The organism is Aliiroseovarius marinus, assembly GCF_004360145.1.
Taxonomy (GTDB): Bacteria; Pseudomonadota; Alphaproteobacteria; order Rhodobacterales; family Rhodobacteraceae; genus Aliiroseovarius; species Aliiroseovarius marinus.
In genome coordinates this window covers 246,336-260,699 of sequence record NZ_ML178714.1, presented here as the reverse complement: position 1 = coordinate 260,699, position 14,364 = coordinate 246,336, and the positions used below count along the sequence as shown (strand labels likewise).

14 protein-coding genes are annotated in these 14,364 nt (G+C 59.6%); 10 read left to right on the top strand and 4 right to left on the bottom strand.

Annotation, left to right across the window (positions count from 1 at the left end; genetic code table 11):
• Positions 1-166 precede the first annotated feature (166 nt).
• Positions 167-3,118 carry a Tn3 family transposase gene (locus EOL43_RS06040; protein ID WP_133486563.1) on the top strand — a complete coding sequence of 984 codons (2,952 nt, stop codon included), beginning with the start codon at positions 167-169 and terminating at the stop codon, positions 3,116-3,118.
• Positions 3,119-3,289: 171 nt separating this feature from the next.
• On the opposite strand, the gene EOL43_RS06035 is transcribed toward EOL43_RS06040, so the two are convergent.
• From EOL43_RS06035 to EOL43_RS06025, 3 genes are all read right to left on the bottom strand, one after another.
• Complete coding sequence (locus tag EOL43_RS06035) at positions 3,290-4,240, bottom strand: DUF3179 domain-containing protein (RefSeq protein WP_133486561.1); 951 nt, start codon at positions 4,238-4,240, stop codon at positions 3,290-3,292.
• Between the two features lie 94 nt (positions 4,241-4,334).
• Complete coding sequence (locus EOL43_RS06030) at positions 4,335-4,976, bottom strand: peptidylprolyl isomerase (RefSeq protein ID WP_133486559.1); 642 nt, start codon at positions 4,974-4,976, stop codon at positions 4,335-4,337.
• Entirely contained in the window at positions 4,969-5,469 is a 501-nt protein-coding gene (locus tag EOL43_RS06025) for a peptidylprolyl isomerase (RefSeq protein WP_133486557.1), read from the bottom strand. The genes EOL43_RS06030 and EOL43_RS06025 overlap by 8 nt, the downstream gene beginning before the upstream one ends.
• A gap of 152 nt (positions 5,470-5,621) precedes the next feature.
• On the opposite strand from EOL43_RS06025, the gene EOL43_RS06020 reads away from it, so the two are divergent.
• From EOL43_RS06020 to EOL43_RS05985, 9 genes are all read left to right on the top strand, one after another.
• Positions 5,622-6,809 carry a phosphoglycerate kinase gene (locus EOL43_RS06020; protein ID WP_133486555.1) on the top strand — a complete coding sequence of 396 codons (1,188 nt, stop codon included), beginning with the start codon at positions 5,622-5,624 and terminating at the stop codon, positions 6,807-6,809.
• Positions 6,810-6,999: 190 nt separating this feature from the next.
• The gene (locus EOL43_RS15560; protein WP_276320885.1) at positions 7,000-7,125 is read left to right on the top strand and encodes a hypothetical protein; all 126 of its coding nucleotides are present in this window, start codon (positions 7,000-7,002) and stop codon (positions 7,123-7,125) included.
• Positions 7,122-7,292 carry a hemin uptake protein HemP gene (hemP, locus tag EOL43_RS06015; protein WP_133486553.1) on the top strand — a complete coding sequence of 57 codons (171 nt, stop codon included), beginning with the start codon at positions 7,122-7,124 and terminating at the stop codon, positions 7,290-7,292. Before EOL43_RS15560 ends, hemP begins: the two co-directional genes overlap by 4 nt.
• A gap of 242 nt (positions 7,293-7,534) precedes the next feature.
• Positions 7,535-8,410 carry a fructose bisphosphate aldolase gene (locus EOL43_RS06010; RefSeq protein WP_240686474.1) on the top strand — a complete coding sequence of 292 codons (876 nt, stop codon included), beginning with the start codon at positions 7,535-7,537 and terminating at the stop codon, positions 8,408-8,410.
• Between the two features lie 183 nt (positions 8,411-8,593).
• Positions 8,594-8,896 (top strand): FtsB family cell division protein, encoded by a 303-nt coding sequence (locus EOL43_RS06005; protein WP_133486550.1) that lies wholly within the window; start codon positions 8,594-8,596, stop codon positions 8,894-8,896.
• A gap of 177 nt (positions 8,897-9,073) precedes the next feature.
• Positions 9,074-10,075, top strand: a complete 1,002-nt coding sequence (gene pdhA, locus EOL43_RS06000) for a pyruvate dehydrogenase (acetyl-transferring) E1 component subunit alpha (RefSeq protein WP_133486548.1) — start codon at positions 9,074-9,076, stop codon at positions 10,073-10,075.
• A 24-nt stretch (positions 10,076-10,099) separates the two neighbouring features.
• A complete protein-coding gene (locus EOL43_RS05995) occupies positions 10,100-11,464 on the top strand; it encodes a pyruvate dehydrogenase complex E1 component subunit beta (RefSeq protein WP_133486546.1) in 1,365 nt (454 codons plus the stop codon).
• Between the two features lie 12 nt (positions 11,465-11,476).
• Positions 11,477-12,775, top strand: a complete 1,299-nt coding sequence (locus EOL43_RS05990) for a pyruvate dehydrogenase complex dihydrolipoamide acetyltransferase (protein WP_133486544.1) — start codon at positions 11,477-11,479, stop codon at positions 12,773-12,775.
• Between the two features lie 95 nt (positions 12,776-12,870).
• Positions 12,871-13,206, top strand: coding sequence for a carboxymuconolactone decarboxylase family protein (locus EOL43_RS05985; protein ID WP_133486542.1), 336 nt, complete (start codon positions 12,871-12,873; stop codon positions 13,204-13,206).
• A 322-nt stretch (positions 13,207-13,528) separates the two neighbouring features.
• On the opposite strand, the gene cysE is transcribed toward EOL43_RS05985, so the two are convergent.
• Positions 13,529-14,332 carry a serine O-acetyltransferase gene (cysE, locus tag EOL43_RS05980; RefSeq protein WP_133486540.1) on the bottom strand — a complete coding sequence of 268 codons (804 nt, stop codon included), beginning with the start codon at positions 14,330-14,332 and terminating at the stop codon, positions 13,529-13,531.
• Positions 14,333-14,364 lie beyond the last annotated feature (32 nt).

Genomic DNA, 14,364 nt, shown 5'->3' with positions numbered 1-14,364 from the left:
AAGAGCTGCTTGTTTCATACAGATGTCATGTCTCCAAAACGGCCGTTTTATGGCCTGACTTAACGTGATTGCTGTGATCCTGAATCGGCGCGGCAAATCTGTCTTTTTATCGGTCTCTATAATATTCGATGTCTTCAAACTTGCAACTACCTTTTGAGGACACCCTATGGCCCGTCGACTACTTTCTTCCCGTGCGCATGCAGATCTCTTTGGGATACCGGTGGAACCTGATGCTTTGATCCGCCATTATCTGCTAAGCAGGCACGACATTGACCTGATCCGCACCCGACGCCGCGCCGAAAACCTCCTTGGTGTCGCGGTTCATATTTGTCTGCTGCGCCACCCAGGCTTTGGGTGGAGCGACGGCATCATGCCGCCAGCGGAGCTGATCGCTTGGCTTGCTGAACAGCTTCAGGTGGAGGCCTGTACTCTCGACGACTATGCCATCAGGAGAAATACGCGGCACGAACATCATGCCGTCGCGATGCGCCACTTGGGGCTTTCGCCTTTCGGATCTGAACATGTGCAGCAAGCGGAGGATATCGCCACGAGGGCGGCCTTCGCGACGGATCACGGCGTAAAGATTGTTGAGACTCTGGTCGCGGAGCTGCGCAAGCAGCATCTGGTATTGCCGAGCGTAGACACGCTTGAGCGCTTTGCGCTGAAGGGGCGGGCACGCGCTCGGCGCGAGGCTGCCGCTGCGCTGTTTGATGCTCTATCCCCGGACCAACGGGCCCAATTACAGGGGCTCTTGGTCAACGATCCGTCTGTCGGGCAAACGCGACTCACATGGTTGCGGGGCTATCCGCACTCCGCAAGCCCGGCCAGTATGACCGCGCTTCTAGACCGCCTGAAATATCTGCGATCGCTGAATTTACCGTCAAACCTTGGGCACGGCCTGCACCCTGACCGGCTGCTCAAGTTCGCGCGCGAGGGCGCTGTAGCACCGGTCAGTTTGCTGAATGATTTTGGCGAGCGGCGGCGGATCGCTACGCTCGCGGCGCAGATGTCGGATTTATCTATCACGGTCACCGACGCGACCATCGCCATGTTCGAGCGGCTGACCGGCCAGCTCTTCTCAAGATCCCGCAATCGCCAGGAGGAGGTTTGGCGTATGGGCAAAGCGCGGGTTGGCAAGCTGATGCAGCTCTTTGGCGAGTCCATTGATGCGATGGCCCGCGCACAAGAATTGGGGCAGGATCCATTTGCGGCACTCGATGCGGAAATCGGGTGGGACAAGCTTTTGGGCCGTCGTGACGAAATCGCCGGGTTCGGGGAATTGGCCACCAGTGCCCCCCTATCCCTGGCGGCCGAGCGTTATGCCTATATGCGGAAGTTCGCCCCCGCCTTTCTTGAAGCCTTCCAGTTCAATGCCACCGATGCGGGGGATGAGCTCAAGGACGCGATTGCCTTGTTGCGCGACCAGAACCAGAGCGGCAAGCGCAAATTGCCGGATGATCCGCCCATGCCCTTTGCCGCCAAGCATTGGCGATCGTTGATCGTTCAAGACGGTCAGCCGAAGCGGCGTGTCTATGAAACTGCCGTTGTTTCCACCTTGCGAGATCGTCTGCGCGCAGGAGATGTCTGGGTCGACGGCAGTCGTGAGTATCGCCGGTTCGACAGCTACCTTATGCCCCGAGACAATGCTGAAACTGTCATGCGGGATGCAGGCTTCGAGACCGATCCGGACGCGTGGCTGGCTGATCGCCGGACCATGTTGGCGAAACGTCTTGACCAAGTGGACCGCGCCTTGAAACGCAATGCTCTTACTGGCGTCCGTATCGAGCGCGGGCGGCTGAAAATCACACCACATGATGCGGTGACACCTCCTGCTGCGGTGCGTTTGGAACGGGCCATCGACGCCGTGATGCCGCGTATCCGCATCACGGAGCTGCTTTGGGAGGTGAATGCGCAGACAGGGTTCCTCGACGCCTTCACCGATCTGCGGTCTGGCAAGCAGCACGATGAACCCGCCGCAGTACTGGCCACGATCTTGGCCGGGGCCACTAATCTCGGCCTGGAGCGCATGGCCTATGCTTCATCGCGTGTCAGCCACGCTCAGTTGACCTGGGCGCAGACGTGGTACTTGCGGCCCGAGACATTCGCGGATGCCTTGGGCCGGATTGTCGATGCCCATCATGGTCTGTCCTTCGCGCAGCATTGGGGCGCGGCTGAGCACAGCTCATCAGATGGCCAGTTCTTCTCCGCCAATCGTGGCAGCGGGGTCATCAACGCAAAATACGGGCCCGACCCCGGGCTGAAGATCTATTCCTTCCTGTCTGGCCAGTACGGATCGTTCCATTCCAGTGTCATCGGGGCAACCGCAGGCGAAGCGCCTTTTGTGCTCGATGGCCTCCTGAGCAATCCGGCCAGCTTCGACCCCCTCGTTCATTACACAGATACCGGCGGCGTGTCGGACCACGTCTTTGCTCTGTTCCATCTGTTGGGGATGACCTTCGCGCCGCGTCTGCGCGACTTTCCGGACCGGAGGTTGGCCTGCTTCGGGGGCGCGAAGGCGTTGCCCACTTTGTCGCCCATCATCGGCAAGCCTATCAATGAAGAGGTGATCCGGCAGCATTGGGGCGATATCATGCGGCTCGCGGCTAGCATTCGGGACAAGTCTCTGAAACCGTCTGAAATCCTGCGCAAGCTCGGGGCGTACCGCCAGCAAAACCGGCTATATCTCGCCCTTGGCGAAATTGGGCGCATTGAGCGGACGCGCTTCATGCTCGATTGGATCGAGAACGCCGACCTGCGAATGGAATGCCAGGCTGGCCTGAATAAAGGTGAAGCGCGCCACTCGCTGGCCCACGCCGTCTTTGCGCACTCACAGGGGCGCATTCGTGATCGTTCTGAGGTTGCCCAACAGAAACGCGCTATGGCGCTCAACCTGGTCATCGCTGCCATCACATTCTGGAACACAATCTATATGGACAAAGCCGCCAACCACCTCGCAAAGACCAACCCACTGTACGATCCCGCCCTACTGCCGTTCACGTCGCCCCTCGGGTGGGACCACATAATCCTATCAGGCGACTTCGACTGGCATTCCGGAGCCGCAGACCGCAAAATTGCGCGGCCGCTTAACACCAGGCCGTCCAGAGAGTGGGGGACGTGAAGATGTTCCTTAAATGTTCCTCCTTAGCGTGGTTCTACGAAGAAACCTTCCGATGGGGCCTAACTCCGTATCGGGTTTTATCGACAGCAGCCATTGATGCGAACGCAGCGAAAGCGCACTCCGTCCGCATCTTACCTACTCAAGCGCTGCGCAGCGAAGGTCGGGAATGACCTATGATACGATTCCGCCCCCAGCCGGATCAGATCCCAAATTCATCTGATGTTCGACAGTTCCCATATTGTTCCGCCTTAACGGGATCCTACGAACAAACCTTCCGATTGGGCCCGTATCCAGTGCCGAGGCTTGCCCCGCAGTCCAACTAATGGTCACGCCCGCCTCGGTGATCTCGCCTTCTTTCGACAGGCGCGCGACGGGCCAAGCGCGGTCACCGACGCGGACGACGCGGGCCAGTGCGGGAACGCCATGGGGCGGCTGTTCCCCTGTAAAGAAACCGTAAGGGCGGTTGCGGCTATCGTAGCCCGCGTAGGGGTTGCGGCCATAGGATCGGTTGGCGCGGGGTTGGTCCATGACCAGCCCGTCGGGATTGCGACGGACAAATTCTGCCCAGCTTTCCATCCAGGCAGGCAGTTGTTTCAGCTGGGTGCCGGTGTGTTTGCCAACGATCCCCTCCCCCAGCGCCTGTTGCCACCAGCTTTCCGTCTGGTGGTCATACATCACCATGTCCGAGGCGCGCAGCTTGCCCGTTACGCCAAATGTCAGCTCTTGCGCGCCGACGCGGCGGTCGAAGACCATGCCCGAATTGCAGAGCGGGCAGAAGGTCACAGCGACGGGCACGCCGCCCACCGTGTCATTTACAATCTCATGCCATGTCAGATAGCGCAGTGGATAGGCACGCGGGGTCGCGCCTTGGATCTCGACCGTCAGGACGGGTTCGCGGGGGCCGATGCCGGTCTCGTCACTTGCATTGCGAAAGGCTGGGTCAGAGAGCGCGGGGATGCCATCGCGACCGGGACCGCCCGACAGGATTTCGTTCCAGCCGCCAATATTGGATTGTGTGAAATCGGTTTTCGGAAACTCGCGTTCCCACTGGGTCGGGTTGGCGCGCACGTCCTGCGCCCAAAGCCCGACGGTGATCGCAAGCATGGTCATCAGAATACGCATAGGGCCGCTCCTTTTCTCGGACAGACCCAGCCTGACAGAGAAAGAAGCGGCCCCATAGCCCCCCTCACGAGGGTTTGAGCATTCGTGCGCGTGCTTATTCGACCACGCGCATCGAGGTCATGACGTCGGGCTTGCCCAGCACCGACCCGTTCGGGCCTTCGCCGCGCTTGATCGCCTGCACCACGTCAAAACCGTCGGTCACATTGCCCACAACGGTGTATTTCCCGTTCAGGAAATCGCCGGGGGCGAACATGATGAAGAACTGGCTGTTGGCCGAGTTCGGGCTTTGCGAGCGGGCCATGCCCACGGTGCCAGTCAGATAGGGCTCGTCCGTGAACTCGGCCTTCAGGTCCGGGTAGGACGATCCGCCCATGCCCGCGCGACCGCCATTGCCGTCGGCCTTGCCGAATTCGACATCGCCGGTCTGTGCCATGAAGCCGTCGATCACGCGGTGGAAGACCACGTTGTCATAGGCGCCTTCCTTGGCCAGCGTGATGATCCGCTCAACATGCTCGGGCGCCAGATCGGGGCGCAGAGTGATCTCGATCACACCATTGGCCTCGCCTGCGACGGTGATTTCCACCTTGGGGGCGTCGCCCACGACGACCGGGTCCAACTCGGGCGGGGTCGATGGCCACAGCGTGTAGATCGCATAGGCCACGACCAAACCCACCCCGGCCAGAAACGCCAACCAGAAGGTGCGGCGCTCGCGCGGGGTGTAGTTGCCGTCAGACATCGGCAGCCACCTTGACCGAAACCATCACATCGGGGCTTGCAGGCGGCTCGCCACGGACAATCGCGTCGACATGCTCCATACCCGAGGTCACGCGACCATAAACCGTGTACTGACCGTTCAGGAAGTGGTTGTCTTTGAAGTTGATGAAGAACTGGCTGTTGGCCGAGTTCGGGTTCTGCGAACGGGCAGCGCCCAGCGTGCCGCGGTCGTGCGGCAGTTTCGAGAACTCAGCCGGCAGATCCGGCAGGTTCGACCCACCGGTGCCCGCATAGCGGAGCATGGTCGCGTCTTTGCCGTTCTTTACGTCGCCGGTCTGGGCCATGAAGCCGTCGATCACGCGGTGAAAGACCACACCGTCATATTCGCCTGCGCGGGCCAGCTCTTTCATGCGCTCGGTGTGCTTGGGAGCTACGTCGGGCAGCAGTTCGATCACCACGGTGCCGTCTTTCAGTTCCATCAGGATGGTGTTTTCGGGATCTTTATATTCGGCCATCGGGGCCTCCTTCTAAGATTATGTGTTTCGTTGGCGCCAAACTAAGCACGCGGGCGAAAAGATGGAAGGGCAGACGGGCTTCTTTTCGCCGCGCCTGTTGACCCGCGCGTGCTTTTGGTGTGCAACACGCCCGACACCTAATGGAGGGACCGATGGCCTGGAAAACACTCGACGAGATGGACCTGAACGGCAAAACCGTTCTGACCCGTGTAGACATCAACGTGCCGGTGAAAGATGGCGTGGTGACCGACGACACCCGCATCCAGCGCATCCTGCCTACCATCCGCGATATTCTGGCCGCTGGCGGCAAGCCGGTTCTTCTGGCCCACTTTGGCCGCCCCAAAGGCGAACGCGTGGCGGACATGAGCCTGTCTGTCGTGCGCCCTGCCCTTGAAGCCGCCCTTGGAAGCCCGGTGAAATTTGCCGAGGACTGCATTGGCGGGCCTGCCAAACAAGCCGTTGCCGCACTTGAGGCGGGTGAGGTTCTGCTTCTGGAAAACACCCGCTATCACGCGGAGGAAACCAAGAATGACCCCGCCTTTGCCGCCGCTTTGGCCGCTTTGGGCGATGTTTACTGTAATGACGCGTTTTCGGCCGCCCACCGCGCCCACGGCTCGACCGAGGGTGTTGCCCGCCTTCTGCCCTCTTGCGCAGGTCGCCTGATGCAGGCCGAGTTGTCGGCGCTTGAGGCTGCCCTTGGTGAACCTGTACGCCCGGTCGTCGCTGTTGTCGGCGGTGCCAAGGTCTCGACCAAGCTGGACCTTCTGGGCAATCTGGTTGCGAAGGTGGATCATCTGGTGATCGGTGGCGGCATGGCCAACACATTCCTTGCAGCGCAGGGTATCGACGTGGGCAAATCGCTGGCCGAGCATGACATGACCGACACGGCGCTAGAGATCCTGAACAAAGCGCAAGACGCTGGCTGCGAGATCATTCTGCCGTCGGATGTTGTCGTCGCCCGCGAATTCGCCGCAAATGCCGCCAATGAAACCGTCGCCGCCGACGCCTGCCCATCGGATGCGATGATCCTTGACGCTGGCCCCGCAGCGGTTGCCAAGATCTCGGACGTCTTCGAGCAAGCAAACACCCTGATCTGGAACGGCCCCCTTGGCGCCTTCGAGATCGAGCCGTTTGACACCGCCACCAACGCTGCCGCCCTGAAAGCGGCTGAGCTTTCTGAGGCGGGCAACCTGACCTCGGTCGCGGGTGGTGGTGACACTGTGGCCGCCCTGAACAAGGCAGGTGCTGCGGCGCGCTTCACCTATATCTCGACCGCAGGCGGCGCATTCCTTGAGTGGATGGAAGGCAAAGAACTGCCGGGCGTCGCCGCTTTGGGCTAAGCCAAGCCACGAAAACATCATTTTTCAACGCCCTGCGCAGAAATGCGCGGGGCGTTTTTTGTTTCGCATTTCCGGCTTGACTATTACCTGACTGTTTTTATAGGTATTACATATCAGCCAGTCGCACCCCCCTGCGATCAGCCGGAGACCTGAGGGGCACACCCGCCCCGCACCATCAGGAGCGCGACACATGACTGACTTTCACCGCGGATGCTTGACCGCCCGCACCGACATTCCAAACCCCATCCCTTTGCTTCCCGGCCTGCAAGCTTTGGCCGCGTGGATCGAGGCCGTCCTTGAAGGAGACCGCACATGACCGCCCCCATTACCAGCGCCGTATTTGAAACCGCCTTGCGGAGCACTCCACCCGAACATGATGCGTTGGATCTGACGCAAAGTGGCAAGACTGCCCGCATCGTGCTGAACGACATGGTTTATACGCTGACCATCACCCGCGCCGGCAAGCTGATCCTGACCAAGTAACCCGCGCAATCGCGAACGCATCGGCGCGTGTCGGCCAGAGTTCCCCTGCGCCGTCCAAGTTCCCTTCGCGCCCGTTGCCGAGGGGCAAGGCCCATATCCGTTTCATCCAACCTTGCCCCTCACTCTTTCCTACGCACACCTGTTAGCGCCAGCAGAATTGCATGCCCGCTCGCCCTCGCCTATGAACGGGGTAATTCAGACTTTTATTCACACGTGGGATCGACATGCCGAACCAAGCACAAATGGACAAGATCAAAGCCGGTCAGGGCTTCATCGCAGCACTGGACCAGTCGGGCGGATCGACCCCGAAAGCTTTGCGCCTTTATGGCATCGAAGAAGACGCCTATTCGGGCGATGCCGAAATGTTTGACCTGATCCACGGCATGCGCTCTCGGATCGCACAGGCTCCGGCCTTCACCGGCGAGAAAGTGATCGGCGCGATTCTGTTCGAGATGACCATGGACCGTCAGATCGACGGCAAGCCGACCGCCACCTATATGTGGGACGAGCGCGGCGTGGTGCCCTTCCTGAAAGTCGACAAGGGCCTTGCCGATGAAGAGAACGGCGTACAAGTGATGAAGCCGATGCCGGAACTGGATGCGCTGTGCGAACGCGCTGTGAAAGCAGGCGTATTCGGCACCAAGATGCGCTCGGTCATCAATGCGGCCAATGCGGATGGTATTAAAGCCGTCGTCGCCCAGCAGTTTGAGGTAGGCAAACAGATCATCGGTCACGGGTTGGTGCCGATCATCGAGCCCGAAGTCACGATCTCGATCGCAGACAAGGCAGCGGCGGAAGACATCCTGCTGGCCGAGCTGACCGCTCAGTTGGACGCACTGTCGGATGACCAGACCGTCATGCTGAAACTGACCCTGCCGGAAACCGCCAACCACTATAAATCGCTGGTGGAGCACCCGCGCGTGGCGTCGGTTGTGGCCCTGTCGGGTGGCTATTCGCGCGAGGAAGCCAACAATCGCCTGTCACAGAACACTGGCATGATCGCCAGCTTCTCACGTGCGCTGACCGAAGGCCTGTCGGCGAACCAATCGGACGACGAATTCAACGGCACCATCGCGGATACCATCGACAGCATCTATCAGGCATCCATCGCCGGATAAGCCTCTGCTTTGATTGCATTTTGAAACGGCTCGCAGCTTTGCGGGCCGTTTTTCTTTGACGCCCGAAAAAACTTTCCAACCGATTCGTTTTTGGGATTCACAAGCCGAATCACCTATGGCATAGTCTTCTTGCACCGCCCGAAAAGAGGTGGGCAAGAGGCAGTACATACAGGCAGGAGACCTATGGGCGCACCTCGCGCACAGACTGGAATTGGTGGAGTGATCTACTTTGTCGGGGCCGTTGGCCTTGGCCTTTACTTCACGTTTGCCAGTGTGCAGGGCGACTATGGACTATTCCGGCGCGTACAGATCGAGGCCGAGACGCAAGCGCTTTTGAAAGAGCGTGATGCGCTCTCGGCTCAGATCGCTGATCTGCGAAATCGCACCAAACGCCTGTCCGACGACTACCTGGATCTGGACCTTCTGGACGAACAAGCCCGCAACGTGCTGGGTGTTGTCCGCGCGGACGAGGTCGTTCTGCGCTAATCTGAGCGCGATTTTCCCTTTGTAATCTTATAGAAGCGCAAGCCTTGCGTCTGGCGCAACCCTGCCCCGCGCAAGGTTTTGCAAGTTTTTGTCGACCGGTGAGGGCGAAGTCTGTATAAGATAGTTTAACACTAAACTATTACTCTAAGCCAGATGACGCCAGGAGGAGGACGCCGCATGGCAGCTCGGAAAAGCGCTCCGAAAAAGACCGCAAAATCAAACACATCTAAAGAAGAGCTTCTCGAATACTATCGCGAGATGCTGTTGATCCGTCGATTCGAAGAAAAGTCGGGCCAGCTGTACGGCATGGGGCTGATCGGTGGCTTCTGTCACCTTTACATCGGTCAAGAGGCCGTTGTTGTCGGTCTGGAAGCCGCCGCGAAAGAAGGCGACAAGCGCCTGACCTCGTATCGCGACCACGGTCACATGTTGGCCTGCGGCATGGACCCGAAAGGCGTCATGGCCGAGCTGACGGGCCGCGAAGGCGGCTATTCGCGCGGCAAAGGCGGCTCGATGCACATGTTCTCGAAAGAGAAGCACTTTTATGGCGGCCACGGCATCGTTGGTGCGCAGGTTCCAATCGGCACCGGTCTGGCCTTCGCAGACAAGTATCTTGACAATGGCGGCGTAACCTTTGCCTATTTCGGTGACGGTGCGGCCAACCAAGGTCAGGTCTATGAAAGCTTCAACATGGCCTCGCTATGGCAGCTTCCGGTGATCTATGTGATCGAAAACAACCAATACGCCATGGGCACCTCGCTGCAGCGTGCCAGCTCGACCCCTGATATTTACACCCGCGGCGAAGCCTTCGGCATCCCCGGTGAAGCGGTTGACGGCATGGACGTCATGGCCGTGAAAGAAGCAGGCGAACGCGCGACCGCGCACTGCCGTGCGGGCAAAGGCCCCTACATTCTGGAAATGAAAACCTATCGCTACCGCGGCCACTCGATGTCGGACCCGGCCAAGTACCGCACCCGCGAAGAGGTTCAGAAAGTCCGCGAAGAACGCGACGCCATCGAACATGTGCGCGAGCTTCTGCTGCAGGGCAAACATGCGTCCGAGGATGACCTCAAGGCCATCGATAAAGAGATCAAGGCCGTTGTAAACGACGCCGCCGAATTCTCGAAGACCAGCCCCGAGCCCGCGCTCGAGGAGCTGTGGACCGATATTTACGCCTAAGCCTAGGACAGAGGAGAACACGATATGGCTACTGAAGTATTGATGCCCGCCCTGTCCCCCACGATGGAGGAAGGCACGCTGGCCAAATGGCTGGTCAAAGAAGGTGACGAGGTCGCATCGGGCGACATCCTTGCCGAGATCGAAACCGACAAAGCGACGATGGAATTCGAAGCTGTTGATGAAGGCATCATCGGCAAGATCCTGATCGCGGAAGGCACTGAAGGCGTGAAGGTGAACACCCCCATCGCCGTTCTGATCGAAGAAGGCGAAAGCGCAGACGACGTCGCGGCGGCCCCTGCCCCGGCAGCGGAAGCCCCTGCTGCTGCTGCGCCGGCAGCCGCCCCGGTTGCAGCACAGCCCATCACCTCGGAAGATCTGTCTGATCCGGAAATCCCGGAAGGCACCGAAATGCGCTCGACCACGGTGCGCGAAGCCTTGCGCGACGCGATGGCGGAAGAGATGCGCGCCGACGACACCGTCTTCCTGATGGGGGAAGAGGTCGCAGAATACCAAGGCGCCTATAAGGTCAGCCAAGGTCTGCTGGACGAGTTCGGCGCCAAGCGCGTGATCGACACCCCGATCACCGAGCACGGCTTTGCTGGTCTGGCAACGGGTGCTGCGATGGGCGGTCTGAAACCGATTGTCGAGTTCATGACCTTTAACTTCGCCATGCAAGCGATTGACCACATCATCAACACCGCCGCTAAGACCCGCTATATGTCGGGCGGCCAGATGTCGTGCCCGATCGTCTTCCGTGGTCCGAACGGTGCGGCTGCCCGCGTGGGTGCCCAGCACTCGCAGGACTATGCCGCATGGTATGCGCAGATCCCCGGTCTCTACGTGGCGATGCCCTATTCGGCAGCGGATGCAAAAGGCCTGATGAAAACCGCGATCCGCGAAGAAAACCCAGTTGTCTTCTTGGAAAACGAGCTACTTTACGGTCAAAGCTTCGACGTGCCGGTGATGGACGACTACGCCATCCCGTTCGGCAAAGCGCGCATCTGGCGTGAAGGCTCGGATGTGACCATCGTCAGCTTCGGCATCGGCATGAAATACGCTCTGGAAGCGGCTGATAAGCTGGCGGAAGAGGGTATCTCGGCCGAAGTGATCGACCTGCGTACGCTGCGCCCGATTGACTATGACACGGTGATCCGCTCGGTCCAGAAAACCAACCGCTGCATCACGGTGGAAGAAGGCTGGCCGGTCGCATCGATTGGCAACCACATCACCGCTCAGATCATGGAACGTGCGTTCGATTACCTCGACGCGCCGGTGATCAACATGACCGGCAAGGATGTTCCGATGCCTTACGCAGCAAACCTTGAAAAGCTGGCGCTGGTGACCACCGACGAAGTGGTGAATGCCGCCAAAGCTGTAACCTATCGTTAAGGAGACCGAGATATGGCAACCGAAATTCTGATGCCCGCCCTGTCCCCCACGATGGAGGAAGGCACGCTGGCAAAATGGCTGGTCAAAGAAGGTGACGAGGTCGCCTCGGGTGACCTTTTGGCCGAAATCGAAACCGACAAGGCGACGATGGAGTTCGAAGCCGTTGATGAAGGTATCATCGGCAAGATTCTGATCGCGGAAGGGACCGAAGGCGTAAAGGTAAACACTGCCATCGCCGTGCTGATCGAAGAAGGTGAAAGCGCGGACGACATCGCCGCAAGCGCACCTGCAGCGCCTGCTGCTGCCGAAGCCGAGGCCGCTCCTGCAGCGGTTGAGGCTGCGGCACCCGCTGCTGCTCCGGCGGCCCCTGCCCCGCAAGCTGCTGATGGTACACGCATTTTCGCGTCACCGTTGGCACGTCGCATCGCGGCAGACAAGGGTCTGGACCTGACGCAGATCACCGGATCGGGTCCGAAAGGCCGGATCGTGAAAGCGGATGTGGAAAATGCAACGGCAGCTCCGAAGGCGGCTCCTGCCGCGGCAGCTCCGGCGGCTGCACCTGCTGCTGCAGCACCCACCGGTCCCTCGGCCGATATGGTGGCTGCCATGTATCAGGACCGCGAGTACGAGGAAATCAGCCTCGACGGGATGCGCAAGACCATTGCCGCCCGCCTGTCGGAAGCCAAGCAGACAATCCCGCATTTCTATCTGCGTCGCGACATCAAGCTGGACGCCCTTCTGGCTTTCCGCAGCCAGTTGAACAAACAGCTGGAAGCGCGCGGTGTGAAACTGTCGGTGAACGACTTCATCATCAAAGCGGTCGCCAACGCGCTGCAAGCCGTGCCGCAAGCCAACGCCGTTTGGGCTGGAGACCGTGTGCTGCAGATGAAGGCCTCGGACGTGGCGGTTGCCGTCGCGATCGAGGGTGGGTTGTTTACTCCTGTTCTGCAGGATGCCGATCAGAAGTCGCTGTCCAGCCTCTCGACCCAAATGAAAGATCTGGCATCGCGTGCGCGTGAACGCAAACTGGCCCCGACCGAGTATCAGGGCGGCAGCTTTGCAATCTCGAACCTGGGCATGTTTGGTATCGACAATTTCGACGCCATCGTGAACCCGCCGCATGCAGGCATTCTGGCCGTCGGCTCGGGCGTGAAGAAACCCGTTGTGGGCGCTGATGGCGAACTGACGGTCGCCACGGTGATGAGCGTCACCATGTCGGTCGATCACCGCGTGATTGACGGCGCCGTAGGTGCGAACCTGCTGCAAGCCATCGTCGACAATCTGGAAAACCCGATGTCGATGCTGGCATAAGCATTCGCAATCGCGAATTTATTGACATGGCTCAAGGCGGGACATCTCGCCTTGGGCCATTTGCTTTTCCGAACACTCAATTTCGGAGAGACTTCATGGACTTCAAAGCCCTGCTGGACGACACAACAAAAAACACCAAATCCTTTGCAGCCGCACACCCTGAAGGTGCCAATGGCTTCCGCGCCATGCATAGGGCCGCGTTGGTCGACGGAGCACTGTCGGTGAAAGACAAAGAGCTGCAGTGCATCGCCATTGGGATCGTCAAGCAGTGCAACGACTGCATCGGATTTCATGTTCGTGCAGCTATCAAGGCAGGTGCCACCCGCGAAGAAGTGGCCGAGACCGTGGCCGTCACTATCCTGATGGGTGGAGGCCCCGCCTATATGTACGGCGCCCGTGCGATGGAAGCCTTCGACCAGCTGTCGGCCTAATCCCCCAGACACACAAAAGGGCGGCGCGGATGCGTCGCCCTTTTTGTCTTTTGACCGTCTGTGCGGTCTTTCTTTTCTGCCTCTGAGTGTTGTGCTGATTGGACCCGTGGTTCAGGTCGTCTTCACAACGATTAACCGGCCACTGCTACAAGAAACACTGCAGAAAACGCCACCACAGTGGCAAGCCAGATTTGCTTCATCTTCGGGGTCTCCCAGGTTGTCACTGGGCTTCTTTAGATGAAACTTCTGAAGCTTTACATTGATTTAGCGCAAATTTGCGGAAATCCGCCGATCGCCTGCACGGCAACCGGCGCAGCTCTACTTATTGGATAAGTGTCTGGTCCATTTCGACCGACGGGCAGTCACATCCAGCCTCGCCCACGATCTTGGCAGGCACACCAGCCACGGTGACGTTGCAGGGAATTTCTTCCAACACGACCGAACCCGCCGCGATGCGCGAGCAGTCCCCGACCTTGATGTTGCCCAGAACTTTGGCGCCGGCACCGATCAGCACGCCGTCGCCGATTTTGGGGTGGCGATCCTCGTCTTCCTTGCCGGTCCCGCCCAGCGTGACCGAGTGCAGCATCGAGACATTGTCGCCCACCACAGCGGTTTCACCGATCACGATGGAGTGCGCGTGGTCGATCATGATGCCACGACCAATCCGCGCGCCGGGGTGGATGTCGATGCCATAGACCTCGGAACAGCGCATCTGGATGAAATAGGACAGATCCTTGCGCCCTTCCTTCCACAGGTAATGCGCCAGACGATAGGCCTGCATCGCCTGGAAGCCCTTGAAGTACAGGACCGGCTGCAACATGCGGTGGCAGGCCGGGTCGCGATCCAGAACGGCCGTGATGTCGGCGCGGGCGGCCTCGGCCAGCTCGGCGCAGCTGTCATAGGCTTCGTCCGCAATCTCGCGCAGCAGCACCATGCTCATCTCGTTCGAGCTAAGCTTGGCGGCAAAGCGATAGGACAGCGCCTTTTCCAGCGTTTTGTGATGCAGCACACAGGCACCGATCAGACCGCCCAGAAGCGGTTCTTCAGCGATGGCTTGCTTGGCTTCGTCGGTGATCCGATCCCAAACCGGATCAATCCGGGTGAGGATTGCGCGTTTCTCGGCCATGATGTCTCCTGCGTTGCACGCTTAGGATACAC

What these genes read in the sequence shown, in the direction of transcription:
- pdhA (WP_133486548.1), top strand. Translation starts at nt 9,074, where the DNA reads ATGGCAGCTCGGAAAAGCGCTCCGAAAAAGACCGCAAAATCAAACACA.
- EOL43_RS06005 (WP_133486550.1), top strand. Translation starts at nt 8,594, where the DNA reads ATGGGCGCACCTCGCGCACAGACTGGAATTGGTGGAGTGATCTACTTT.
- EOL43_RS06020 (WP_133486555.1), top strand. Translation starts at nt 5,622, where the DNA reads ATGGCCTGGAAAACACTCGACGAGATGGACCTGAACGGCAAAACCGTT.
- EOL43_RS06030 (WP_133486559.1), bottom strand. Translation starts at nt 4,976, where the DNA reads ATGTCTGACGGCAACTACACCCCGCGCGAGCGCCGCACCTTCTGGTTG.
- EOL43_RS05990 (WP_133486544.1), top strand. Translation starts at nt 11,477, where the DNA reads ATGGCAACCGAAATTCTGATGCCCGCCCTGTCCCCCACGATGGAGGAA.
- EOL43_RS15560 (WP_276320885.1), top strand. Translation starts at nt 7,000, where the DNA reads ATGACTGACTTTCACCGCGGATGCTTGACCGCCCGCACCGACATTCCA.
- EOL43_RS06010 (WP_240686474.1), top strand. Translation starts at nt 7,535, where the DNA reads ATGGACAAGATCAAAGCCGGTCAGGGCTTCATCGCAGCACTGGACCAG.
- EOL43_RS06025 (WP_133486557.1), bottom strand. Translation starts at nt 5,469, where the DNA reads ATGGCCGAATATAAAGATCCCGAAAACACCATCCTGATGGAACTGAAA.
- EOL43_RS06035 (WP_133486561.1), bottom strand. Translation starts at nt 4,240, where the DNA reads ATGCGTATTCTGATGACCATGCTTGCGATCACCGTCGGGCTTTGGGCG.
- EOL43_RS05985 (WP_133486542.1), top strand. Translation starts at nt 12,871, where the DNA reads ATGGACTTCAAAGCCCTGCTGGACGACACAACAAAAAACACCAAATCC.
- cysE (WP_133486540.1), bottom strand. Translation starts at nt 14,332, where the DNA reads ATGGCCGAGAAACGCGCAATCCTCACCCGGATTGATCCGGTTTGGGAT.
- EOL43_RS05995 (WP_133486546.1), top strand. Translation starts at nt 10,100, where the DNA reads ATGGCTACTGAAGTATTGATGCCCGCCCTGTCCCCCACGATGGAGGAA.
- hemP (WP_133486553.1), top strand. Translation starts at nt 7,122, where the DNA reads ATGACCGCCCCCATTACCAGCGCCGTATTTGAAACCGCCTTGCGGAGC.
- EOL43_RS06040 (WP_133486563.1), top strand. Translation starts at nt 167, where the DNA reads ATGGCCCGTCGACTACTTTCTTCCCGTGCGCATGCAGATCTCTTTGGG.